Source organism: Hippea jasoniae, assembly GCF_000744435.1.
Lineage (GTDB): Bacteria > Campylobacterota_A > Desulfurellia > Desulfurellales > Hippeaceae > Hippea > Hippea jasoniae.
In genome coordinates, this window is the sequence record NZ_JQLX01000011.1 from 58,743 (window position 1) to 84,414 (window position 25,672).

Annotated in this window: 22 protein-coding genes; 2 read left to right on the top strand and 20 right to left on the bottom strand. The window is 34.0% G+C overall.

Annotated features, from left to right (window positions below):
• Position 1: 1 nt before the first annotated feature.
• The 16 genes from EK17_RS02500 to pseB all read right to left on the bottom strand — a co-directional run bounded on the left by EK17_RS02500 (position 2) and on the right by pseB (position 15,965).
• Positions 2–286, bottom strand: a complete 285-nt coding sequence (locus EK17_RS02500) for a nucleotidyltransferase family protein (RefSeq protein ID WP_198018134.1) — start codon at positions 284–286, stop codon at positions 2–4.
• Positions 255–716: a hypothetical protein gene (locus EK17_RS02505; protein WP_035587192.1), complete on the bottom strand. Its 462-nt coding sequence runs from the start codon at positions 714–716 to the stop codon at positions 255–257. Before EK17_RS02505 ends, EK17_RS02500 begins: the two co-directional genes overlap by 32 nt.
• Before the next feature lie 82 nt (positions 717–798).
• Complete coding sequence (locus tag EK17_RS02510) at positions 799–2,712, bottom strand: hypothetical protein (protein ID WP_051904373.1); 1,914 nt, start codon at positions 2,710–2,712, stop codon at positions 799–801.
• Positions 2,713–3,933, bottom strand: coding sequence for an ATP-grasp domain-containing protein (locus tag EK17_RS02515; protein ID WP_035587193.1), 1,221 nt, complete (start codon positions 3,931–3,933; stop codon positions 2,713–2,715). It lies immediately after the preceding gene.
• Complete coding sequence (locus tag EK17_RS02520) at positions 3,930–4,805, bottom strand: N-acetylneuraminate synthase family protein (protein ID WP_035587194.1); 876 nt, start codon at positions 4,803–4,805, stop codon at positions 3,930–3,932. Before EK17_RS02520 ends, EK17_RS02515 begins: the two co-directional genes overlap by 4 nt.
• An 80-nt stretch (positions 4,806–4,885) precedes the next feature.
• The gene (locus EK17_RS02525) at positions 4,886–5,851 is read right to left on the bottom strand and encodes a sialidase family protein (RefSeq protein WP_156957506.1); all 966 of its coding nucleotides are present in this window, start codon (positions 5,849–5,851) and stop codon (positions 4,886–4,888) included.
• 24 nt (positions 5,852–5,875) lie between these two features.
• Positions 5,876–7,099: a Gfo/Idh/MocA family protein gene (locus tag EK17_RS02530; protein ID WP_035587196.1), complete on the bottom strand. Its 1,224-nt coding sequence runs from the start codon at positions 7,097–7,099 to the stop codon at positions 5,876–5,878.
• Positions 7,089–8,318 (bottom strand): ATP-grasp domain-containing protein, encoded by a 1,230-nt coding sequence (locus EK17_RS02535; RefSeq protein ID WP_035587197.1) that lies wholly within the window; start codon positions 8,316–8,318, stop codon positions 7,089–7,091. Before EK17_RS02535 ends, EK17_RS02530 begins: the two co-directional genes overlap by 11 nt.
• A gap of 3 nt (positions 8,319–8,321) precedes the next feature.
• On the bottom strand, positions 8,322–8,885 hold the full coding sequence (locus EK17_RS02540) for a hypothetical protein (RefSeq protein ID WP_156957507.1): 564 nt from the start codon (positions 8,883–8,885) through the stop codon (positions 8,322–8,324).
• A 61-nt stretch (positions 8,886–8,946) separates the two neighbouring features.
• The gene (locus EK17_RS02545; protein ID WP_035587200.1) at positions 8,947–9,156 is read right to left on the bottom strand and encodes a hypothetical protein; all 210 of its coding nucleotides are present in this window, start codon (positions 9,154–9,156) and stop codon (positions 8,947–8,949) included.
• On the bottom strand, positions 9,156–9,836 hold the full coding sequence (locus EK17_RS02550; RefSeq protein WP_035587202.1) for a class I SAM-dependent methyltransferase: 681 nt from the start codon (positions 9,834–9,836) through the stop codon (positions 9,156–9,158). Before EK17_RS02550 ends, EK17_RS02545 begins: the two co-directional genes overlap by 1 nt.
• Positions 9,837–9,983: 147 nt before the next feature.
• Positions 9,984–11,144, bottom strand: coding sequence for an ATP-grasp domain-containing protein (locus EK17_RS02555; RefSeq protein WP_035587203.1), 1,161 nt, complete (start codon positions 11,142–11,144; stop codon positions 9,984–9,986).
• Positions 11,145–11,207: 63 nt separating this feature from the next.
• Positions 11,208–12,140, bottom strand: coding sequence for a class I SAM-dependent methyltransferase (locus tag EK17_RS02560; RefSeq protein WP_035587206.1), 933 nt, complete (start codon positions 12,138–12,140; stop codon positions 11,208–11,210).
• 25 nt (positions 12,141–12,165) lie between these two features.
• Positions 12,166–13,701 (bottom strand): cytidylyltransferase domain-containing protein, encoded by a 1,536-nt coding sequence (locus EK17_RS02565; protein WP_035587207.1) that lies wholly within the window; start codon positions 13,699–13,701, stop codon positions 12,166–12,168.
• A 106-nt stretch (positions 13,702–13,807) separates the two neighbouring features.
• Entirely contained in the window at positions 13,808–14,983 is a 1,176-nt protein-coding gene (pseC, locus tag EK17_RS02570) for a UDP-4-amino-4,6-dideoxy-N-acetyl-beta-L-altrosamine transaminase (RefSeq protein ID WP_035587208.1), read from the bottom strand.
• Complete coding sequence (gene pseB, locus EK17_RS02575) at positions 14,970–15,965, bottom strand: UDP-N-acetylglucosamine 4,6-dehydratase (inverting) (protein ID WP_035587209.1); 996 nt, start codon at positions 15,963–15,965, stop codon at positions 14,970–14,972. Before pseB ends, pseC begins: the two co-directional genes overlap by 14 nt.
• 127 nt (positions 15,966–16,092) lie before the next feature.
• On the opposite strand from pseB, the gene EK17_RS02580 reads away from it, so the two are divergent.
• Positions 16,093–18,888 carry a 6-hydroxymethylpterin diphosphokinase MptE-like protein gene (locus EK17_RS02580; protein WP_035587211.1) on the top strand — a complete coding sequence of 932 codons (2,796 nt, stop codon included), beginning with the start codon at positions 16,093–16,095 and terminating at the stop codon, positions 18,886–18,888.
• 23 nt (positions 18,889–18,911) lie between these two features.
• Here the strand turns inward: EK17_RS02580 and EK17_RS02585 are convergent, their stop codons facing one another.
• The gene (locus tag EK17_RS02585) at positions 18,912–20,702 is read right to left on the bottom strand and encodes a flagellin N-terminal helical domain-containing protein (protein ID WP_035587212.1); all 1,791 of its coding nucleotides are present in this window, start codon (positions 20,700–20,702) and stop codon (positions 18,912–18,914) included.
• Between the two features lie 308 nt (positions 20,703–21,010).
• Between EK17_RS02585 and EK17_RS02590 the strand changes: the two genes are divergently transcribed.
• On the top strand, positions 21,011–22,261 hold the full coding sequence (locus EK17_RS02590; RefSeq protein ID WP_035587213.1) for an aromatic amino acid transport family protein: 1,251 nt from the start codon (positions 21,011–21,013) through the stop codon (positions 22,259–22,261).
• Between the two features lie 18 nt (positions 22,262–22,279).
• Here the strand turns inward: EK17_RS02590 and EK17_RS02595 are convergent, their stop codons facing one another.
• Genes EK17_RS02595 through EK17_RS02605 form a run of 3 tightly spaced genes read right to left on the bottom strand, consistent with a single transcriptional unit; the run spans position 22,280 to position 25,547 of the window.
• Positions 22,280–22,897, bottom strand: coding sequence for a MarC family protein (locus EK17_RS02595; RefSeq protein WP_035587214.1), 618 nt, complete (start codon positions 22,895–22,897; stop codon positions 22,280–22,282).
• Positions 22,898–22,924: 27 nt separating this feature from the next.
• On the bottom strand, positions 22,925–24,331 hold the full coding sequence (locus tag EK17_RS02600) for a glutamate decarboxylase (protein ID WP_035587215.1): 1,407 nt from the start codon (positions 24,329–24,331) through the stop codon (positions 22,925–22,927).
• Positions 24,332–24,350: 19 nt separating this feature from the next.
• Complete coding sequence (locus EK17_RS02605; RefSeq protein ID WP_035587217.1) at positions 24,351–25,547, bottom strand: L-serine ammonia-lyase; 1,197 nt, start codon at positions 25,545–25,547, stop codon at positions 24,351–24,353.
• Positions 25,548–25,672: the final 125 nt, after the last annotated feature.

The window sequence follows — 25,672 nt, forward strand, 5'->3', positions numbered from 1 at the left end:
ACTAAATCCTTATACCCTTTAATGCTTCTTTTTCGATAACTCTCTCTTTATCTTTGCTTACCACAACATCAACCGGCTTTCCAAGCAAATTTTCAAGTTTCGCAGCTAATTTTATCTTTTTTCTAAACCAGCCGCTTTTGTCGTTTGCAATTATAAAAATATCAATGTCACCACCTTTTTTGTCTTTTAGTCTGCTTCCAAAAATATATACTTCGCATTCACCAAAAACTTCACGAGCAGTCTTATTTATTATTTCAAGTTCTTCTTGAGTTAACCTTATCTTCAATTTTATCAACCACCTTTAAAAGAATTGGAGAATTTTCGATTAAGTAGTTTATCGCCTCAAGCTTTTCCTCCATATTATCCGGGTAATCATGTGCCAAAATATTTCTAACCTTCCTAAACTCACTCCATGTATCAATATCCACAATATTCTCATTCTCAACTTCTTTCAATATATCAAAAAAGGTTTTATCCTCAGCAACAAAGCCCATCTCTATCAAATACTCCCTGAATATCTTGGAACCCAACAAATCCTGAAGCTTCATAAATCTAAAAGCCAAAGCATCTAACATATCTTTCTGAATCGATGTCAGTTTATCAAATTTATCAACATTTAACGGGTAAAATATTTTAATTCTCTCTAAAACATCCATCAATCTCTCCATATGTAAATGAGCCTCGGCTAAATATTTAGCCATACGCTTAAATGCCATAGCGCCTCCTGATTTTCAACGAATATCACATATTCCTCTTTTCAAAACAATTATCACGATAGCAGCTGTTTTTCAATAATTTTTAAGACAACCAGAATAATGTTTTTATAGTGTAAGGAGCACTATTCTCTCTAAAAGTATCATCTATTTCCTGAGCAGAAAACTCAACTCTTAAAAAGAAACTTTCATCTATCGGTTTAAAAAATAGGTAAGGAATCACAGCTCCTATATCCTTTCGAGCAAAAATTCTAATGCTTTTTTCCTTATCACCAATAATTAAAATTCCCTCACTAAATCCCATACCGTATTTTGCAGAAATCAAAGCTGATAGAGTTTCTGCGTGATTAACTGACTCATTACCAATCTCAAATGTTTCAATATCACCTCCATTATTTGTAGAATAATACAAACTTTTTTTATCAAAAGCTTCTGGCAGAAAAGTTATATTAAAAGGATGAATAATGGCAACTTCACGCCTGGGCATTTTAATTGTTGTCTTTACACCTATTCTTGATTGATCACTAAAAATAATATAATCCCTTATAAACTCAACATCGCCATCTATTTGCAAATTTTTTAGAATCAAAATATTTCCCTTTTTCCTTATATGAAACCTGCCATTTCCTAAATTTGTAAGCTTTCTTTTGCCGGGACGCTCTATTACGGCATGAAAAGAAAAAAAGTCTGCACCAAGTGTTATATCATCGTAATACCCATGAGGTATAGTACCTATAACAGGGATATCCGACTTCTCCTTAAAAATCAACCACTTAAGGGCACCCCCCCTTCTTTTATTAAACGCCATTTTCAAAAAAGGAGTCTCTATAAAAAATTCGAACTTTGACTGCTTAATTTTAAAACTATTATTTCTATTGTCATCCTTAATATCAAATTTAACTAAAGAAGCCGATGCAGAGAGTTTTTTTTCAAACTTCTTAAGTCTAACAATAAAATCATCCCACCGTTTTCTTGTTATATGCGTTCTAAAATCACTTGATGATAAAAAGCATATCTCTTTTTTATCCTCTATAGAGCTATTAGCTTCGGAAAAATTTTTGTATATTCTATATAGTTTAGTATTAATAAAAAAATCATCTCTGCCTGTCAACGCCCATCGATTAATATTGTATTTTTGCTGTTTTTTTACTGGAATTGGCTGATTGACAGACTCAAGGGTAAGAAGATTGTTTTGTATTCCTTCAAGAGATTGTGATGGAAAAATGAATTCAAAATGCTTCTTAACGCATAACAAAAGTTTCTCTATTCTTCTCCACTCGTTAAATTCTATCTTGTTTTCTGTGTCGTATCTACCAGGCCTGAAATTAAAAATCTCACCATCTGATGCATAAATTGGAAAATAACGAGTTTCTTTTAATGAATTGTTAGAGTTTAAATATTCCCAATATTCTTTAAATGTAATTTCTCCTTGAGCATATCTCTGGAATTTTTGAAAAGCTATTGAGTCAGCCCAAATGATGGGTAATTTATCATGCAAACCTTTTGCTAATTGAGGATAATATCTTAGTTTTTTATCTAAATCCCTATGAAACAGATACTGGTTATTCCACTCCATACTAATGGCTTCATATCCGGCATTCTTATACAAATCAACAAGTCCTGCTGAATAAGCCATTTCATTTACCAAAGCAACTTTAGGTTTTATACCCAATATTTCTCTGTAAACAATATTGCCAACCTCCAAATTAATTTCATTTAACCTTTTGGGCATTAACGGTCCAATGATTTGTGAATATCCACTACCAACAAATTCAACTTTACCGACAAAAATTAATTCTTTTAACTTTTCTATCCATTTTTTATCTAATCTATTTATAATCTCTAATGTTAAACCTGTTGCTTCAATGGAGATTGGTATACCTTCAACAGCTAATTCCAGCAAGGGATAATAGCATTTTCTTATTACCTCTAACCTTTGTTCTTCCTCTATGGAAGAGTACATTAAATTAAGATGAAATAAACAGTAAACTTTAAGCATTTAATTAACCGTAATTCTAATGCTTTCAAGGCACTTTAAGGCATTATTTTGAGCATCTTCTCTGTTTTCACCTGTAGCAATAGCACAAGCCAGACGGTCTGAGTGACTTGTAGTTTTTTCAGGCAAAGAATCTCCACTTAAAACATACGATACAGCTCTAATAATATTCTCTGATGAGCAAGAAAGCTCTACTTTTTTCACAATTCCTTTATATTTTATATCCTCTACAAATAAATATCTCAAACAAACAGGTTTATTATAAATTGGTCTCAATTCTTCTTTGTTAATCCTTATGCCTAAATGCAATTTTATGGCTACTTTTAGGAAATCAACACCAGTAGAGAAGGGTATTTCATAAGTAGAAAAGTTTCCGCCAGATAACCTTAAGGCAAACTCTATGACATAAAGCTTATCATTGTTTATTACAAGATCGCCCTTAAATATCCCGTTTTTTATATCTAAAAAATATGCGATTTTTTTGATATAATGATCAAGTTGCTTACGATGATGCTGTGTAAAATAAATAGAGGGCAAATCTCCACCATCTTCAATAATATTAGGCAAAAAGTCTCTCATACGGGAATAATTTCTATCCGATATTCCAATCGTATACACTTCCCCATCCACCACAAGAGATTCTGAACTAATTTGTGGTCCTTCAATATATTTTTCTACTATCAATTTTTTATCGGGAGAGTTACTTAAAGCATAAATATAATACTTTTCTAAACTATTAAAATTATCTACAAAATACACACCCCTGCCACCTGAATTATCAACAGGTTTAATTACTACAGGAAATCCTACTTTTCTAACAAACTCATTAATATCATTAATACAACCAACTGACCTATAATAAGGTATACTTACACCCAATTTTTCAAGCAACCTTTTAAACTTAAATTTGTTCTGGCTTAATTTTGCAGCATTTTTGTTGATTGTGTAATTAACGCCAAAGAAATCAGCTACATAGGCAATTATATATGGTATATCAACACCAAAAGCTATCACACCATCAACATTTTTTTTATAGACTTGAAGAAACTTTGCTATTTGATCGATATGTTTTACACTTACATTATAAAATTCATCCGCATACCTTCTACCCAAGGCATCTGGGTTTCCGTCAAGAGCAATAACTTCCAATCCCATTTCTTTTGCTTTTAAAATACCCTCAACCTGATCTATACCGCAACCCAACACCAACAATCTATCTTTCATTTAATAGTCCAGTTAACCCTTAACTCTTTTAAAGGTCTCAATCCATCTTCTGGATCTGCTCTCCACATTCTATCATCCATCTCACTTGCCTGAGGAACTTTTTCTCCATTACCATCAGCTTCAAATCCATCTCTCACCATTTTAATCATTCTTTCAACCCTATCTGGCAACCAGCAATGACCAAAACCAAACTCTTCTCCTTCTCCATCTATATCAAAATGAAACTCCACCATCTGTGCTCCCCATTTATGAATAGCTCTTAAAATTACTCCTTCATTTACTGAGTGATCAGACCATCCAAATTTTACAGTTACATTTCGATCGACTTTTATTTCTCGTCTCATAGTTTCTATTGCTGAAAGGTTACAATCTTTTATGGGGGCGGGATATGCAGAAACACATTGCAAAATAGTTACATCTTTACACCCATTAAAAGTTAAAGTGTCAACCGCATTTTGTATTTCGTTCAAAGTAGCCATACCAGTAGAAACAATTACAGGTTTTGATGTTTCGGCACATTTTTTAAACAAATCAAGCCACAAAAGTTCATAAGAAGCTATTTTGTAAGCATCGACATAAGGCTCTAACTCATCAACTGCTTCAAGATAAAAAGGTGTACAGATGAATTTTATCCCGATATTTCTGCATTTCTCTGCTATATGAGGCAAAAAATCGACAGGTAACTCCCACCTAATTCTATCTCTATGCTTATGACTTTTTTCAAGTATTTCTTTTGCAAATAGCTTTTTTACTTTAAATAATTGGAATTTTACTGCATCGCAACCACATTCTTTAGCAACTTCTATAAATTTTAGGCATCTTGACAAATCCCTATTATGATTACTTGAAACCTCAGCTACAAACTCTACCATTTTTATTTCCTCTATTTAATTTCCTCTATTTAATTTAAGCCAAAAAAGCCCAATACATATTCATTTTTATAAACCAGCCCTCATTTTCCAAAACTTGCTTTAGTTTCTACCAACCTCATCTCCACTGTAGGATTAGCAAATTCATTTCCTAAATAAAAACTAACAAATAAATTTTCATTTACCTCTCCTAAATCACAATAACCTCCATCATACGGATTACCTTTATAGATTTCCACGATATGTATAGAAAAATCTTTTTCTAAAGGATAAATAAAACCAATAGCAGAAACATTTTTAGCATATAAATATCTAAAAAATAAAACAAGTCTTGATTTAAAAACATAAGCCACAGGTGTATGAGCTTTTGAAAATAGTTTGACCGGGTTAGACCAGTTAAGCAAATCATCCGATTCGCTCATCCATATTCCAAAAGGTGGCTCATCCTCTCTCATAAAAATAAACCATCGATTGTTAAAACTAACAACGGAGCTTTCGTTTAACCTGTTTCCATTAAGCTTGGTAGGTAGATAAGAAAGCAATTCCCATTTTTGTGTATCCGTAACAAAAATAAGAGGTCTTTGCAATCCGTCTTTTTTTATAACACCATAGGCAGGAAAAATATACCCATACTTAGATTTAAAGGCTTTGCCATAAAAAGCAGATATGTCTATGCCATCAACTATGACTGGTTGTCTTTCGTAAAACTCGGGTGTTTCACTAAACGAAACATAGCAATCATTTTTTTGATTAGGAATCCATATTCTTGTACACAAACTAAACAAATTATTATCAAGCTTAGAAACAATCGCATCCATCTCATTTTCACCATCAAACACAATTTTGCTATTTCCTCTATCTGCCAAGCAATCAGGAAAAGCAAGCAAATCCGAAACAGAAACCTTTACTCTCAATATTTTGCCATCAAATCCATGCACACAATTGTTTTGACTAATCCCTTCTCTAAAATATATATACAAATGTCTATTGTCTTCAACAAATGTAGGAAAACTGTGATAATAACCTTTCTTGGATGGATAGATAAGCATTTTATTAAAATTAATTTTTCAAAATTAATTTTTCAAAATTAATTCATCTACTTTTACAATCGAAGAATCATTTTTGAGGCTTTTATCTGCAGCCTCCAAAACTGCAGTTACATTCCTGGATTCTCTGATTGTAGGTAATGTTTTTTCGAAAACCTGTATATTAGCGCCATTTTCTACAGCTAAAGCAGATTCCACAAATACCTTAATGCTTTTAAACCCATATTTTACATCCAAACTTACTTCCCCGTTTAAATACTTGTTAAGATAAAAGAAATAAGGGTTCACAATACTTTGTCCTTTACCAACTAAAACAGTTTCAAACCCTCTATATCTCTGATCAGACACTATATAACCTTCAGTAGATATAATGTGAATCTCTTGATATGTCATCGATGAAGTTTCCGAAGGGTCCGACCAGCCAGCAATATGATATGAAACAAATTCGTTTCTATCCATATCTCTCCAGGTTACCTGAGTTTCTATAAGATCCGGTGTATCTATACCAAATTCATTCTTAGCTACACCATACTGGCAAGTAGCTCTAACATTAATTGGAATAGCCTTTGTTATAAATCCTACAAGATGAATATAATGACATCCCAAATAATGGTTTATATTATTATCTTTTACAATCCAATCTTTAAATATCGACAACATATCTCTTCTTTGCGTCATCCTGGTAAAAATGTGCTGGATTTTTCCATATTTACCTTTTTCATAATCATCCTTTAATATCAAATTAGCTTCATCATAAACCTTATGATAGTCTACCAATCCTAATACATTTGCCTCATATTGAGCTTCTATTATTTCTTCTAAATCTTTTAGAGTTGTAACTGCAGGCTTTACAACCAAAAAATGGCATTTGTGCTTTATAGACTCTAAAATCATTTCTTTATGTAAATGATCGGGTGTCGCTATTATAACTCCTTTCGGTGCCGGTAAACGCTCTAAAGCCTCTTTATAAGCATTGCTATCTAATTTACTATCTTTTGGAAACAATCTAATATCAGTATCCCAGCCAAAAGTTTCATTCATCAGCTTAAGTTTTTCTCGTAATTTAGGAAATTTTTTGCCATTACGAGCAGCTAAATAAACCCTTCCAACCAAGCCTTGCTTTTTGAGCTCAAGAATAGATGGAAGAATAACACCAAAATCTTTATCGGTTTCCTTTTTTCCCTCCAAAACCGTAGAACCAGTAGCATAATGACCGTTTCCTATTATTAAAATGTTCAATTTATCTTTCATCTTCGACCTCAATTGATATAAGTTTTACTGCATTTTCACACCTTCTAACAGCTTGCTCTAATGTATCTCCCTCTGCTATTAAATGACCTATTCTTTCAGAATGATTAGTAGCCTTTCTTATTTTCTGACCTATTTTAGGAAGATTAAATAAACCAAGCATTCTAACCCCTGGCATTTGAGCCGCTTTGTTCACACCATGAATGCCCTTAAAAATACCGTCTTTTGTTGGAATTATATATCTCTGGCAAGCCGCCTTTTCAAACTTTGGATGAAAACATTCTTCATTTATTGGTAAGTTCACACTCATTTTAATTAAGGGTTTTAAGATATTAATACCGGTTGCTATAGGAACAGTACCTGAACAAAACCAACCACCACTTGTTCGTGCTGCCATCTCTATTATATACACTTTACCATCTTTAATTAATATATCCCCTTTTGCAACCCCCCAGTTAATACCCAAAGATTTTATAGCCAGCTCTACCACTTCTGCAACCTTACTTTTCTCCTCTTTAGATATCGTCGAAGGAACACTATGACCATCTTCCACAAAATATGGTTCAAACTCCTTTAACCTTGAATAATTTCTATCAGCAAAACCGGTTGTAATTATCCTTCCATTATAAATTACTGATTCCGTACTTATCTGCTTGCCATCTAAAAATTCTTCAATCAAAACTTTTCTTTCTTGCTTTGCATAACTCAAAACCTCTTCAAAAGAACTTTCAAGCTCTACTACATGAGAGATTTTTTTAACACCACGAGCTCCTGCATTATCGATAGGCTTAACCACGCAAGGAAAACCTATTTTTTTAACTTTCCTTTTAGCTTCTGCAAGATCTCTCGCATATTCAAATTTAGGCACATTAATTCCATATTCTTTCAAACATTGAATTCTTTTAAGTTTATTTGTGGCTCTTTCTGCAGCCTGAGGATCCAAACCAGGTAAACCCAAAACTTTAGCAACCTTAGCAACTACCTGAGGTATCTCAACGGCGTGTGTAAATACACCATTAATATTGTATTTTTTGCCTATTTCTATCATCTTTTCACTATCTTTAATGTCTGCAACTATTCCAACATCAGATAGCCTCAAACCAATCGCATTGGGGTTACCATCAACAGCAATTACCCTTAATCCTATATCTCTTGCTATTTTTATTGCCGCAGCCTGCTCAATACCAGCACCAAGAATTAGAATTGTTTTTATTTTATTCATGCACTAAAACTTCCTTCTGCGACAATGTCTTCCGGGTGGTTGTTTATAATACTTGATGTTTTTATTAGCATTAGTTCTATAAACTATAGATATATAAAAGAATACTATCGTTAGCACTAAAAATGATAATAGCAAAACACCATTTACGCTTGACAACTGTAAACCATTTTGCTCTCCAAAAAACACAACAATGACAACAATTACTGCGTTAAGCAACGAAAATGACAAAAGAAACAATATATTTTCTAACTTCTTGATATTTTCTAATCCAAAGATTGCTTTATTGCATAAAAAAAACAAAGCACTCACAGGACCATGATATAACAACCACAAAATAATCATACAAATAAACAAATAGCAAAAACACATAAATAATAATGCAAGAAATCCAAGAGTTTCTACAAAATTAATCTTAAGAATAATTACAGATACAACTGCTGCACTCATAGCTGCAAGTAATCCTAATCCAGCAAATACCCTGCTCAACACAAAGTTTACTTCCGAAAAATCCATTGAGTATTGTGTTAATTTACCAAAATCACTTCTCCTTAAAAAATTATTACTCAACAGTGAAACCCTTTCAATTTCATCGCTATCATCAAATATTTTCCAAGAAAAAACAGCTTACCTAATAATAATTCACCAAAAAGCACAAAACCTCACCCAAAACAAATGTTATAACAAAATAAAGTGCACACCAATTTTTTAAATCAAATATACCTATATTTCCATTACCAAATAACAACAAAGAAAACATTTTAACAGCCAAAACACCGATAACAAATACAGAAATTACCCTATAAAGGGCTGTTTTAAGAAAAACAGATAAGCCGTCCATTATTTAAATCCTACCTTTTTAGCTACAATAAACCAATGTGCAATAACTCTTTTCTTATCTTCAAAAGTTGTGCGAGTTTTATGTCCATAATTTATTATCTTAAAATTTCCCAAGATTGAAGGCAAATCCGATTCTGAAAAATACTTAAACAACATTCCTTTACTTTCAAAAGCTTGTGATTCCTGAAGTTTATCCCCGTGCTCTCTTTTATATTCTGAATCTTCAGTAGATCTAAGGGTCAAAGCTAAAAGTCCTCCCTCCTTAAGTATTCTATGCATTTCTTTTATGGCTTTTTTTAACTCTTCAGTATCTAAATAATGCAATACCCCCCAGCATAAAATTGCATCGAAACTATTATTATTAAAAGGCATATTCTTTATATCACCCTGCATAATTTTTAATTTATCATTTATGTTTTCTTTAAAATTATTTACCAAAGATTTTAATATACCCAATGCTGTTTCTGATGTATCAACAGCAGTTACGCTAAATCCTTCCCTCAACAATGCCAAAGTATGCCTTCCACTTCCACACCCAACATCTAAAACACTTTTTACATTCCTCGGCAAAAAAAATTTCTTTATAATTCTCACAACCTCTTCATCGGGGTATACCAAATAATTTCTCTCTTTTTTATTCCACTTATATACTTCTTCCCACAGTTCGATATTATGTTTCATTTTGCACTCCTCTAAATAATTTATTACTTAAACTCATACTTTTCAAAAATACTCACAAGCAGTGATAAGCTTTGAGGTAACATTGCAATATTATACATTACACTAATAGAATAAAAAGGCTTTAAGATAACTAATTTTTTAATATGCTTAACCAACCCTAATCCACCTTTCAAATTCTGAAACCTTCAAATCTAATTCATCGATAGTTGAAGCTTGAAAAACTACAGCACCTATGCGATGTTCATCATTCATTTCAGCAACCAAACCATTAAAATTAACCTCAACTCCACCAAAATATTCTCTTATATATTTAAAATCTATAGGCTTATTTTTTACTTCCGATTCCAATAAAAAGCGTAGATATGTAGGAATTACCAAAGATTTAGGAGCCTTAGGTGACTCTCCGACTGCTAAATTTATCGCATTTTCAATTATATCATAATTTAAACTGTAAGGTATTAATACATCCGGTACACCATCCCCGCCCAAATCTAAATGAACTTCTATAATATAGGCTTTATTACCATCAAATTTCATAGAAGTCTGAACTAATGAATTATTAATCCCCATTTTACTAATAAAATCATACTGCACTCTTTTTATCTCTTCCTCGCAATTACAAGAGACTGGAATTCTCCAACCCAATCCATAAAAGAATGGCTCTCCAGAGTTAATTTCTTCGATAGTCGCAACATGAATTATTTTATTCTCAAATACCCAATCAATAGAAATTACATCGATCCCTTTAATAAACTGCTCAATTGAAACACATCTATTTTCACTTACACTCATGGCTGCCTCTACAGCACACAAAAGAGAATCATACCCCTCAACCTTACTCATGCCAGTATGTGTTTTGAAACATATAGACGGCTTCACGAAAAATGGTGGAGAAAAATCTATGTTTAACTCTGTTTCCTTTGAAACTACTTTAACTTTTGGGGCAGGAACACCTATTTTATTTAATTTAGAAATTAATTTACCTTTATCAACTACAGTTTCTGCAATATCTTGCGACACATATCTCAATTCAAAATATTCTGCAATTTTTGCTGTTGTAATGACCGGAATGCCAGAACTCTTAGTTATTATACCGCAAAAATTCCACCCATTCTTTATTCTTTCTAATTTTTCAATGACAGCATTAGCATTATGCGTACTTTCAATTATACACTCATCACAAAATTTAAACCCTTCGGCCTTCGGATTTCTATCAACACATATCACGGAAAATCCTTTATTTCTTATTTTCCTTATAAGTGATATCTGCGATTTGCCTGCCGCTATAGTAATAATTGCGTTTTTCATACACTAATTATTTAACATTTTGTCGATGTTGCATAACTTATTTATTACAACAAATTTTTCCATCTAATTTTTTAACACTCCCAGTACCACAAATTGCCTTCCTATGCCAATTTTAGCAAACATCCTATAAATATCAGTTATATATTCTCTTCCGTATTTATACATATTTATTTCAAAAATTTTTCTTTTAAAATGGCATTCTCTTCCCTTTTTGTTATCTCCAACATAATTTATTCCACTCATCAAAAAAAATTCCATTGGAAATGTTGACAGAACTTCTACCACATTAAAACCTAATCTTTCCAGTAGTAATCTAATAGAATCAAAATCAAAATAATTTATATGATGTTTTGGCGCAACCCACCACGGCTCAAAACCAAAGTTTCTTCTTAAAATCTCTTGTAATGGATTATAATCATTTGGAGCAACAACTAAAATAACTCCTTCTTTGTTTAACAATACTTTAACGCTTTCAAGCAATCCTATTGGGTCTGCCACATGCTCTAAAACATTAATCATACATACAACATCAAATTTTTCATGTTTGCCTAAATATTTCTGATCAAAAGCTTTATTTATAACATTAACACCAAGACTCGTTGCATAATTGTAAGCAGCTACAGATGGTTCAAATCCAATAGTTTTCCAACCAAATTGATTACCGCATTTTAGAAAATATCCTGGCCCTGATCCTATCTCAAGAAGCTTTCGACTTTTAGTAGAAATATATTTTTCTATAAGATAATAATAATTTTTGTAAGTTTCATATATCCACTCTAAATCCTCTTCAACATTCTTAAAATACACGGGCTTCTCTTTTGTATAAAACTCTTCTTTATAAAACTGCTCAATTTCTCTACTTGTGGGAATAGGTATAATATGTTTAAAGCCACATTGCTCACATTCAATAACATCATAACCTTCTTTTGAATCAATCACTACTCCTTTATGAAATTTGCCTCTTTCCTCATCAAGAAAATCTTTTATTATCTCCATCCAAGATTTCTCCATAAAACAAGTTTTAATTAATTAACTTTACGATCTGCTCAACGATTTTCTCTGCCCCATTTCCAAGTTTTTTTCTGCTATCAGAAATACAAAAGAGATTAAACTTCTCAATTTCCATAACTTCATCTTTTCTTCTTGGAATAACAACTATAGGTGTATTCAAATATACTGCCTCATAACAAGAAATACCAAGGTGTAAAATAACAGTTGCAGCATTATTAACTTTTTCTACAAAATTTTCATCAAAGTCTTCTATAAACTCTACATTCTTCCAAAGATTTTTTATAATTTCCATTTTATCTTTATCAATCCTTGCGATAACACCTTTTTTTTCATCTATTGGCTTAGGTCTTGAGTCAAGCACTTTTTTTCTTAAAACAACATGCTCTTCTCCCCACACAAGATTTTTAAGTTTCTCTCCTATATAATGAGCAGTAGGAATAATAATTAAATCGGAAATTTTAGCGCCTTCTGACAAATTATCTATAAACACTACAACTTTACTTTGCTGTTTTAGCGATAAAACCAAAGACTTATTAACAAATATCTGAGAATTTAAATCAAATATAACCGCATCAAATTCTTTAGATATATTTTTTACATTATCTAAATTATTTATAACAAAACATCCAAAAAGATTTTTTTTACACAAATTTAAAGCTTCCTCGTCAAATACCGCAAATCTAACACCAAATCCCTTCTGTGTTAATACTCTACCTATTTCAAGCGATCTCATTAAATTGCCATACCCGTAATTTGAAACAGCACTAACTACCATTAATATATTATATGATTTATCATTCAAATCCTTTTGTTTGACATTTTTGTTTATTTCCATTAATTGCGGTTTTTTTTCGAGCAACTCTATAGTATTTATCAAATTAAATTCCTTACCTATACTTTTCAGCTCCTGATAAACTGCATTCATAAATTCAAGATCCATAGGAGTATCAACAGAAATTCTATGATTCAATCTATAAAATATTTCATCATCTTCTATACAAATAGTTTTAAATCTTTTAAACCTGTCTTTTTTAGTCTTTAAAACAGGAAAGTGATTTTCCCTTAATTGGGGTGTATCTGATAATTTATCTGCGAGTTCCCAAACCTCTCTTTTTACCACACCAATTCCTTCATGAATAAGAGGTTTTTTTGATTGCTTCAGGCATGCTATGGAGTAGTCGGGGTTTGATTTCAACAAAGAAACAAGCTTATCTATTGTTTTGGAGCACAACAACGGACAATCACCACTTCCAAGAACACATATATCAGCCCCAAACTGCCTTGCAGCCGATGCCAATCTACCAACAACATCATTTACCGAGCCATTATAAATATAAAGTCTTACATCTTCTTCTTTGCAAAACGAAATTAACTTATCATTTTCCTTTTCTTCTGGGGTACAAATAACTATTTCATCTATTTCTTTGCAGCTTTTAAGTCTTTTTACAACCCATGAAAGCAAAGTTCTATCCCCTATGAGTTTAAGGTGTTTCTCTGGCAATCTTGATGAAGTTAATCTAACCGGCACAAAAGCTATTGTCTTCACTTTGATAATTCCTTAAGAGTTTATGTTAAGCTTTCCTCTTTATAAATCCTACCTTCATAAAAATATTCATTTCATAAATATAAGCAAACAAACAATTCATTATTAATCATCCACACATCCTCTCAAACACATCAAATACAGCACTAATAACAAACTCTACATCTTTCTCATCCATCAAAGGAAAAATCGGCAGGGATAATTCCTGCCTGTAGAATGCTTCTGCTTCAGGGCACAAACCCTGTTTATATCCAAGCTTTTTATAAAAAGGCTGCAGATATATGGGAATATAGTGCACTTGAACACCGAGACCACTCTTTCTCAACGCTTTAAAAATCTCCTGCTTTTTCTCTGTGCAATTCCCTTTTAATCTAATCGGATAAAGATGATAACTATTTAGCGCAAAATCTTTATTTTTTAAAACATTAAACCACTTATTTCCTTCAAATTTTGTATCATAAAAATTAGCTATCTCTCTCCTTTTTTTAACAAACCTTTCTAATTTTTTTAGCTGAGATAAACCCAATGCTGCCTGAAAATCCGTCATCTTGTAATTGAAACCCAAAATCTGCATCTCATAATACCAATCACCATCACTTTTATTTTCAAAAAATCTTTTATCTTTTGTAATGCCACTATTTCTAAACATCTTAAGTTTATTATATACATCTTCATAATTAGTCAGAACGGCACCACCCTCACCGGTTGTTATATGCTTTAAAGGATGAAAACTAAAAATCACAGCTGAAGACCTTTTGCAATCACCAATCATTTTTCCTTTATATTTGCTGCCCAATGCATGGCATGCATCTTCAACAACAAACAAACCATATCTGTCTGCAATATTCCAAACAACATCCATATCAACAGGATGACCACCGTAATGAACAACACTAATAAGTTTTGTTTTTGGATTTATATGCTTTTCTATTAAAGAAGCATCGATGCATCCTGTATCACTATCTATATCAACAAAAACGGGTTTTGCCCCAAGATATAAACCCGCATTGGATGTAGCAACAAAACTTATCGGTGTCGTTATAAATTCATCGTTTTTGCCCAATGATAGGGCAAAATAGGCTCCATGTAAAGCAGATGTTCCACTATTGAAAACAACAGCATATTTTGCTCCAAATATTTCAGCAAGTGCTTTTTCAAATTGTTCAATTTTCTCACCTTGCGTTATAATGTTTTCTTTAAGCACTTCAACAACATTTTTTATATCTTCTTCATCAATCCACTGCCTACTGTAAGGCAAAAACCTATCCACCTTAATACACCACATCAATCTGTTTTAGCTGAGCTTTCAGATCTTCAATACTCAACCAGCATAAATTAGTATCAGATGAATACCTAAAACCCTCTTTTACCTTTTTTCCGCCTTTTTTTAATCTCTTGGCAACGCTAAACCAGCTCATTGAAGGATAAATTATATAATGATCATCGTATTCAAATGTATTAACATCTCCCTCTGTAATCATAACCTCATGTAGCTTTTCTCCAGGTCTTATACCAACCTCTTTAAGTTTGCATTCAGGACATATAGCTTTTGCAAGATCAACAATCTTAAATGATGGAATTTTTGAAACATAAATCTCTCCACCTTTAGCTTCATCAATGGCTCTCAAAACCATATCAACACCTTGCTTTAATGTTATCCAGAAGCGCGTCATTCTAAAATCTGTGATAGGTAAACTTTTTGATCCATTTTTAACAAGATTTAGAAAATATGGAATTACAGAGCCCCTGCTTCCAGCAACATTGCCATATCTAACAACACAAAAACATGTATCTTTTTTACCTACATAGGAATTTGCAGCAATAAACAATTTATCTGAAACAAGCTTGGTAGCTCCATAAAGGTTTATCGGGTTTACTGCTTTATCTGTTGAAAGTGCTATAACCTTTTTTACACCTTTATCGATAGCTGCATTTATAATGTTTTCAGCTCCACCGATGTTTGTTTTTACAGCCTCAATAGGATTATACTCCATCAAAGGCACATGTTTTAGTGCTGCTGCATGAACAACAATATCAACACCTTCAAAAGCCCTGTAAAGTCGTTCTTTATCTCTCACATCACCTATAAAAAATCTGAGTCTTTTTTGAAACTTTTCAAACTCCTTTTGCATTAAATATTGTTTATACTCATCACGAGAATAGATAATTATCTTTTGCGGATTGTATTGCTCCAACAATATCTTAGTAAACTTTCTACCAAACGAACCGGTTCCTCCTGTAATTAGTATAACCCTACCATCAACCATCACCAAATCCTCACTTAATTTTTTAAGATTATACTATACTCATAATCTTTAATACAAACAAAATTTATGATACCATTAAAGGAATAATGTTTGCTACAACTTCAAAAGAACAAAAACGGAGGCAAAAATGGCTGAAAAACTATCCCCAAAAGAGCTCCTTGATTTCTTATATTCAGAGGATAAAGCAATAGAAGATTCTAATTGGTTCGAAAGGGTAAAAGATTGCAAGGATGACCCTGATATCGAGCTTAAAGATTCAAAACTATTCTACAAAGGCGTAATGTTAGACAAAGAAAATATTGAAATCCCAGAAAACATCAAACCCTATGATACAGTATTCTTGTTTGGCTTTGGTAATGGCGATTTTATAGAAAAGTTTAGAGAAAAATTCAAAAAAACCGTTCTTGTGATCTTCGAAACAAATCCATGCATAGTAAAAGCCACCCTATTACACAAGAATCTTTCAAAAATCGAGCAGGATAAAAAAACACTCCTTGCTCTTATAGATGAAGAAAATATGGAAAACCAGATAGAGGCAACAATAAGCATACTCCGCCAGAGGCTAAACTGGGGCAATGCAGCTTACTTTACATGCCCTGGATATAATGAAGCCAAACTTAACTGGACTCAAAAAGCAGTTGATTTTCTTAAAAAACATATATCTGTCATTATCACAAACAGAAATACACTAATGCAACACTCAAAAGATATTCAGGAAAATAACATAAAAAACCTCTCCAAATTTGCAACGGGCGGATTTGTAGAAAAATTGGATGGCATTTACAAAAACAAACCAGCAGTTATCGTTGCAAGCGGACCATCACTATCAAAAAACATCCACTTACTTAAAGAGATAGAAAACAAAGTGATAATTATAGCAGCAGATAGTGCTATATCAATTTTAAAAAGGTATGATATAGTACCTGATTTTGTATGTGGCGTTGATCATAAGTATGTCAACGAGATGAAATACACTGAAATCTTAAAAGAAAAAAAAGCAAGCGAAATTGTTTTTGCAGGTCAATCAGCCATATTCCATTCGATACCAAAACTATTCAAAACAACATATCTTGATTACGACAGCGATTCTTTTGTTGGTTTTTATGATAATATCATTGGAAAACATTCAAAAAAACAGCTTCCCGTCAACGCAGTTACCCATTTTGCTATAAAGGTTGCATATATCATCGGTTCAAATCCCATTATTTTTATAGGCCAGGATTGGGCATACTCAGGCGGAGCAGATCATGCCGCAGGCACCTCTGTGGAAGGAATAATACAGGATGATATTATATGGATAAAAGGAAATTATGAAAAGAAAGTGCCGACATCTTTTACGCTGCTTTCCGGTTTAAAAATAACAGAATCCATTGTAAGAGAGTTATCAAAAGAGGGATTTGAGTTTATCAACGCCACAGAAGGTGGTGCCTACATAAACGGTTGCAAACTAATGAGTTTAAAAGAGGCAACAGAACTCTATGCTAAAGAACCTATAGAAAAACTAAATCTAAATAGCACTCATAACACAACTATGCTCCTTGAGATGTCAAAACAAACCCAGCAAATAATCAAAACATTAGAAAAAATCTACAAAGACTCAAAAAAAGCACTAACTATGGCTGAAGATGTATTAAAAAGGTGGCTAAAAACAAAAAATACCTCTTTAATCAGTAAAGATGTAGAAAAGATTAATAAAATAAACGACGAAATTACCTATGACAAAACATTCCTATCGGCTGTTTTTCATTTTTATTTTAAAGAATTTTACGAGTTCAACTTAGAAGAAATCGACATAGAAGGCCAGGACAACACAAAAAGAATCAAACAGGCTATAAAATACTTCAAACTCATAAGTTCAAAAACCACAGAAGTAAAAAAGCATCTCACAAAACTCTACAGACAACTAAAATTAGAAAAGGAATACAGACAAAACCCCAATCGCTTTTTAAAAAAAATCGACAACATTATAGAGTTGCTTGAGATTTATTACGACTTTAAAAATATTTACGACGGCATAGATCTTGCAGATGAAGCTATAAAACTCTATCCAGAAAAAGCAGAGCTATACTACCTAAAAGGTAAGCTGTTAAGCCTCAATAGGTTTATGCATAAAGAGACTCTTGAAAACTTTCAAAAAGCTTTAGAGCTTAAACCTGATCTCAAAAAAGCTCTTTTTGATTACAATGTTGAAAAAAACATGGTTCTATCCCATCTTGTGCTTGCTAAAAAAGCAGCAGATGCTCAAAACTTTACAGAGGCAAAGATGCTTCTAAATAGAGCCCTTGATTACGAGCCAGACAACAAAGATCTTAAAAAATGGCTCAATGTTATTGAACAGATGAGCACAACCACAAAAAATATCAAAAAACAAAATATTCTGTTTGAACAACTTAAGCTAAACAATGAACTATTTGAACAATATTCAGAAGCAATAGAGTATGTTAAAAAGGAAGAGTTTGACAAAGCCTACGATATTTTGCTTTCTTTATATGAAAAAGCTGGAGCTTTCGGAGATATACCGTTTTTGCTTGGAAGCATCAGTATGGACAAAAACAAGCTTGATGATGCAGAAAAATACCTAAACGAAGCAGTAGAGCTTATACCGTATCAGGCACTTGTCTATATGGCTTTGGGCAAACTATACCTTTTAAAAGAGGAATATATAAAGGCAAAAGAAAACCTTGAAAAAGCCATTCAGCTTAATCCAAATCTAAAACCCTCCATTCTTGACCATCTTGGCAATCTATATTATGAGTTTGAAGAGTATGAAAAGGCGTTTAGGGCATTTGAAGAATACCTGCAATACTCAGATGACAAAATAAAAACACTTACAAAATTGGCTTTATGTTATAAAGAGATGGGAATGATAAAAGAGTATAACCAGCTAATGGAAAAACTCTCTCAAATTACAAAATCAAATTAAGGGGGCTTTAAGCCCCCTGTTTTTTACTGAAGCAGTCTTAGAACATTCTGCTGAACCGCATTTGCCTGAGCAAGTGCATAAGTACCAGACTGAGCAAGAATCTGAAGCTTGGAGAAGTTTGAAGATTCTTGAGCGAAGTTTACATCTCTGATTGTGGATTCAGCGCCGTTAATGTTTATCTGCGTGATTGATATGTTTTCAACTGTTGCCTGAATCTGGTTCTGGATAGCACCCAAATTAGACCTTACCTTATCAAGGTCACTCAAGGCAGATTGAGCTATCTTAATTGCAAGCTCAGCTCCCTTAGTGGTTGTAACATCAACATCCTGAAGTCTCTTTGTTGGTGCAATAACACCACTGCCAAGACCAGCAACTCCTGTATCATTTCCACCGATAGTGATATTATCCGTATTGGTTAGAGTTATCGTTCCATGATGCGAATTATTGGCAAGATAGTAGGTGTCATGATTCTTGGTAACAGAAGCCAAACCTATGAAAGTTAGATGACTTGCTTTAGCCTGTCCGCTTGCTACATAGATATTTAAATCTTCGCCATCTCTTACAACTAATTTTACATAGCCATGACTTCCGCCTGGGGCTTTAACAGCAAAAATCTTGTCTGTATCAACACCTGCTGCAGCAAGTTGCTGGTTGATGGATTGAACAGCACTGGTGGCTTTTACATTAGCATCTAACGTTATTTGTATGCCGTTTAAGTAGAAGTTAAAGTTAGTAGAAATAGTTGATACAGTACCTTGCACTGTTGTCTCTTGCGTTGAAAGACCTGTTATATTACCAGCATTACCATTAACCTCAACAGCAATATTTCTACCATCCTCTGCTGTCAATACAAGTTTACCCTGATTGTCAACACTTGCAACAACACCTGTTTGATCGGTGTATTTATTAATAGCCTCAACAAGTGCACCGTTTGCATCATTGGCGCCTACATTGACCTGGCCTATATTGACACCGTTTATCCACAGATCACCAGCATTAATTACACCAGCTGTAATAGCTGCATTACCTGTGACTGTAGTTTTAGCCTCTGCCTCTACTCCACCTGTCTGCAGTTGAACTGCATTAATTGCTGCTGCAAATGTTTTTGCATCAATCTGCTGATTCCTATTAATACCCGCTGCATCCTGACCTACAGCAACACCGTTTATTGTAAGATCATTATCAACAAGCTCAACAAGGTGAGTGTTAGCATTATAAGTCAAGGTATTATTAGAAGTATTAGAAGCCTTCTGCTCAGAATTAAACCAGCCGTTACTGTTAGTTATTGTACCATTTGCCACCCATCCAATGGAGTCTGCAGCCGTTCTTTGAGCACCTATAGACAAAGTTTGATTCATATAAGCGCCGATGTGAACTATTCTGTTTGTAAATGTACCATCAAGCAGCTTTGTATCCTTGTAGGATGTTGTTTCAGCAATGTTGTTAACCTCCTGGATGAGCTTATTGATTTCTGCCTGAATCGCCTTTCTTGATGCTGGATCCTCTGTGGCGTTTGCAGCCTGCGTTGCTTTTTGAGCGATTGTCTGAACGATGTCGATAGATTTCTGAAGCGCCATATCTGCAATCTGGATGAGTTTGATAGCGTTATTACCGTTTGAAATTGCCTGACCTAAGTTTTTGGACTGAAATTGCAAACCGTCTGCAATTGTCATGCCTGCTGCATCATCTGCAGCCTTTGTAATCCTCAAACCTGTGGACAGTCTGTTTAAAGACTGAGAAAGCTTGTTGTTTGTGTTTACAAGGTTGTAAACTGAGTATTGAGCCGCTACATTTGTATTAATTCTTAATCCCATCGCTTACCTCCTTACAGTTTTAATCAGTGAAACATGCAACCCCAACCCGAACTTTAAAACCCAAAAGATGCTCTCTAAAGGGCATCACCTCCTTTTCTTTCAATCTTCTGTATAGTTAATCGGATGTATAAACAGAAAGTTTAATTTTTTTGAGATTTTTAATCGACCAGTCTCAAAACCTATTCTTATCGAATGCTTTTGTATTGTCTCTTACCAACAGTATTAATTGTTGAGCCTTATATAATTATTTTCTTGATTTCTCTTAATTATATCCTTAAAATCCGGGTAAAATTGTTAGGGGTGGTTTTATGAGAAAGATAAGTTTCAGGGATATAGAGTGGATTTTTGTTATATTCGGTACGGCAATCGGTGCTGGAATACTGTTTTTGCCCATTCAGGCTGCAATAAGCGGCGTTATTTCTCTAACAATCGCTTCTGTGTTCATCATCCCCGTAATGTATTTTTCAGGTTTCAATATCGCAAGGATAGTGCTACAGGAAAAATCCGATTACAACATAACGCAGATTTTTAATCTAAAGTTTAATACTTCATTAGCTCTTACATCCAATATTATATATTTTCTCACATGCTTTACTGCTATTGTAGCCTATGCCATCAGCCTGCCAAAGGAGGTCTCCGATGCCCTTGTGATGTTTGGCTTAACAAAAACAGCCCTATCAAATAAAATGTGGTTTTCGTTTCTTGTTCTGGCAATCCCTATAGTTATTATGATGACAAATAAAAAGATTATGCTAAAAATAATGTCTTTTGTTGTTTATCCTCTTGTTGTAGCTTTGTTTGCCGTATCTGTTCACTTAATCCCACACTGGAGTATAAAAAACTTAGATTTTGGTGGCTCGTTATTCGATATAGTGCGTGGTCTTTTGATGATTTTCCCTATTTTAGTTTTTTCGATGAACTTCTCTCAGATAATATCGCCGTTTACCATGTATTACAAAAAAAGCTGCAACGATAATTCTAAAGCTTACGAAAAGGTTAAAAACAACATATTCTTAAGCACGCTCCTTATCACATTTTTTACAATCTTTTTTATCTTCTCATCCCTATTGTCTGTTAACAACCACATCGTTGCAGAGGCTGCAAAACAAAACCTATCCATTATGGATATACTCTCTGAGCATTTCAAAAGCGGCATATGGCACTATATCGTGCCCATAATACCTATAACAGCGATTTTAAGTTCCTTTTTAGGGGCGTTTCTTGGAACATTAGAAACATTCAACGAAGGCACAAAGTGGTTGTTGGTCAAGCTTGAGCCATCAAAAGCCAATAACTTAAGCCAAAAAACACTGAGCGCCATTTCATCTGTAATAATTTTCTTTATCCTGTGGCTTATAGCGATATCAAATATCGAGATTATGTCTATTTTGGGCTTTTTAAGTGCGCCGTCAATTGCAGCCTTCATATTTGTAGTGCCGTTTTTATACACCATTTACACCCAAAAAGGCTTCAATCTAAAAAGGGATTTATCCCTGCTTGTTCTTCTTATAATCGGCATTATTGTCATATTTAGCTATGCTATGGGTCTGATGATGTAATTTTAGCCCATTAAGGGTTTATTTTAGATGAAAAGTTAACTTAATACCCTCTGTCACAACCTCTGTGCCCAATATCGCAAGAATCAAACCCATCAATTTTGTTATAACTGCCATGAGGTTTCTACCCAATTTTTTCATTATCACATCACTCAAAAGGAAACAGTAGTAAGTTATAACTATCATTATGGTGAATATAACAACGACAATTGTAAGATGCAGATAATCGGTTTTAGTAACAAAATTCATGGCCGTTACAATTGTGCCAGGACCAGACAGTATCGGTATTGCAAGGGGTGAGATAGCAACATTTGAATTTTCCCCTTTAACCGGGGTATTATGCACAGAGGATTTATTAGATGTTAGCATCTCAAAACCTACATAAAACACCAAAATGCCACCGGCGATTTTGAATGCAGGAATCGTTATATCAAACATATCAAAGATATATTTACCGCCAACAACAAACACAACGACTATAAGCCATGCAGCAATAGATGCTGTTTTTGCTATCTGTTTTTTCTCTTTATAGGTTTTATCCTCTGTTAAATCCAAAAAGGCAGATATACTCAAAATCGGGTTCATAATGGCAACAAACCCCATAAACACAGTTATGATATAGCCTGTTAAACCACTCATTTTTTACCTACAAACTAAAATTCCATTTCAACAAATAGGATTATGTTTTTGCTTCTTGTCCCCTTGAGGATGTTTCTTTATTCTGCATTTTGCCGTTGCTTTAAGCTCCTTCAGTGTATTTTTAATATCTTTTATAAGCATCTCTGCCATATCCCTGCTAAAATTTTCTCTAACTACAATCCTCAATACAGCAATATGTTGTGCATCTGGCGGCAAGGTGTAGGCTGGCACTATCCAACCATATTTTCTTAAGTGCTCTGAAATATCAAAAACAGTATATTCACTTGTATCCTTCAGTCTAAGTACCACAACGGGCAGATATTTTGTGTCTGTTAAAATTTCAAACACGCCTAATTGTAGTAGCTCATCCTCAAGATAGTGAGCGTTTTGCATAATATTATTCATGATCTTTTTGTAGCCTTCTTTTCCAAGTCTTAAAAAATTGTAGTATTGCAAGATTACCTGAGAGCTGGGCTTTGAAAAATTCAAACTGTAATTTGCCATCGTGCCGCCAAGGTAGTTTATATTAAAAATAAGCTCCTCAGGTATTACATCTCTGCTTCTAAAGATCAATGTGCCCATCCCAGGATAGACAAGCCCAAACTTGTGATTAGATGTATTAATAGACTTTACCCTCTCAAGCCTAAAATCTATCTTCAGGTCAGGATAAACAAACGGCGCAATAAAACCACCGCTTGCAGCATCCACATGAATAGGTATATCCCACCCCTTTTTTTCTTTAACTTCAATAAGATAATCATTGATGCCTTCGATATCATCTATCTGGCCCGTAAAAGTTGTGCCCACAACAGCTCCTACAGCAATTGTGTTCTCATCTATAAGGCCTTTTACATCCTCTTTAGTTAGAGTATAGTGCCCCTCTCTCATAGGTGAAACCCTCATTTCAACATCAAAGTACAACGCAAATTTTTCCCAGCATGAGTGCACATCTGCACCAAAAACGATATTGGGGTTTGAATAATCTTTGCCTAATGCTTTTCTTCTCTTTCTCCATGACCATTTGTGAGCTAAAAGCCCGAGCATAATAGCCTCAGATGAGCCAACAGTTGCCGTTCCAACAGCCTCCTCTTGCGCATTAAACATATTGGCTATCATGTTAACTACTCTGTCATGTATTATTTTTGTCTGGGGATATTCATCTTGATCAACATAGTTTTTATTTGCGACTTCCTTCATAAGCATATCAGCCTCTGGCTCCATCCATGTTGTTACAAAGCTTGCAAGGTTCAGTGAAGGGTTGCCATCCAAATTTAGTTCATCTTTAATTATCTGATAAACCACCCTTGAATCGCTGGAAGACTCAGGTATTTCAAATTTTGGTATGGGTTTTGTCTCCCACCTTTTTGCATAGGTAAAAGTTGTATATCTACTCTTTTCATCCAATTCAGATTTGTTTATCTTTTTTGTAAGCATAATCCCTCCAGATACAATTTTATTTAATCTCTACAGCTAAACCGCCTTTTGAAGTTTCCTTATAAGCTGTTTTTAAATCCTTACCTGTTTTCATCATGGCATCCACCACCTTATCAAAGCTAATCCTGTGTGTGCCATCTGAAAAAAAGGCATAATTGGCAGAATCTATTGCCCTTGACGCTGCCACAACATTTCTTTCTATGCATGGAATCTGAACATATCCACCCACTGGATCGCATGTTAAACCCAGATGGTGTTCCATAGCAATCTCTGCTGCATACTCTATCTTTTGTGGGCTTGCGCCTCTGAGTTTTGCCGCAGCTGCTGCTGCCATTGAGCAAGCTGCACCAACCTCGCCCTGACAACCAACCTCAGCGCCTGCTATAGAGGCATTATGCTTTATTAAATTACCTATCAGTCCCGCTATAGCCAATGCTTTTAAAATATACTCATCGGGAAGTTGATATTTCTCCTGCATAAATCTAAGCACTGCTGGCAATACACCCGATGAGCCACATGTGGGGGCTGTTACAACCTTGCCGCCTGCCGCATTCTCCTCAGATGTTGCAAGGGCGTATGCACTAAGCAGGCATTTATCCGCCAAATCATCGTTAAGTTGCTTACTTTTTAAATAAAATGACGATGCCTTTCGTGGCAACTTCAAACTTCCGGGCAATACACCCTCTGCAACAAGCCCCCTTTCTATTGTATCCTTCATCTTCTCCCAGATATCGGCAAGGAAATCCCATATTCCATCACCTTCACACTTTTCAACATACTCCCACAACTCTTTGCCTTCTGTTTTACACCATTTAAGAATATCGGTGAGTTTATTTAAATCATACACCCTTTCTTTGGCGTCATCTTTTTCTGTAAAATCCTTAATTGTGCCACCACCTACGCTGTAAACCCTCCAGGTTTCTCCTATTTTCTTGCCATCCACATAAGCCTCAAAATCCATTCCGTTTGGATGCTTTTCTAAAAAAATCTCCGGTTTAAAGATAATATCGGCTTTGGCTGGTTTAAGTGTCTTTGCGATTATAACATCGGTTAGATGACCCTTTCCTGTTGCCGCTAATGATCCATAAAGTATAACTTTAAAATAATTTGCCTGTGGATATCGTTTCTTAAATTCCTCAGCAGCCCTTTGAGGACCCATCGTGTGGCTACTTGATGGTCCATGTCCATATTTGAATAACTCCCTGATACTTTCCATATTAATCCCCCTTAAAGTGTTTTTTTAATCTTTAACATATAATTTATTATTGTTCAACAAAAAAGAACTTTTTTATATAGAAGAGAATTGATAAAAGACTGTAGCAAAAAAGCAAAAATCTCTAT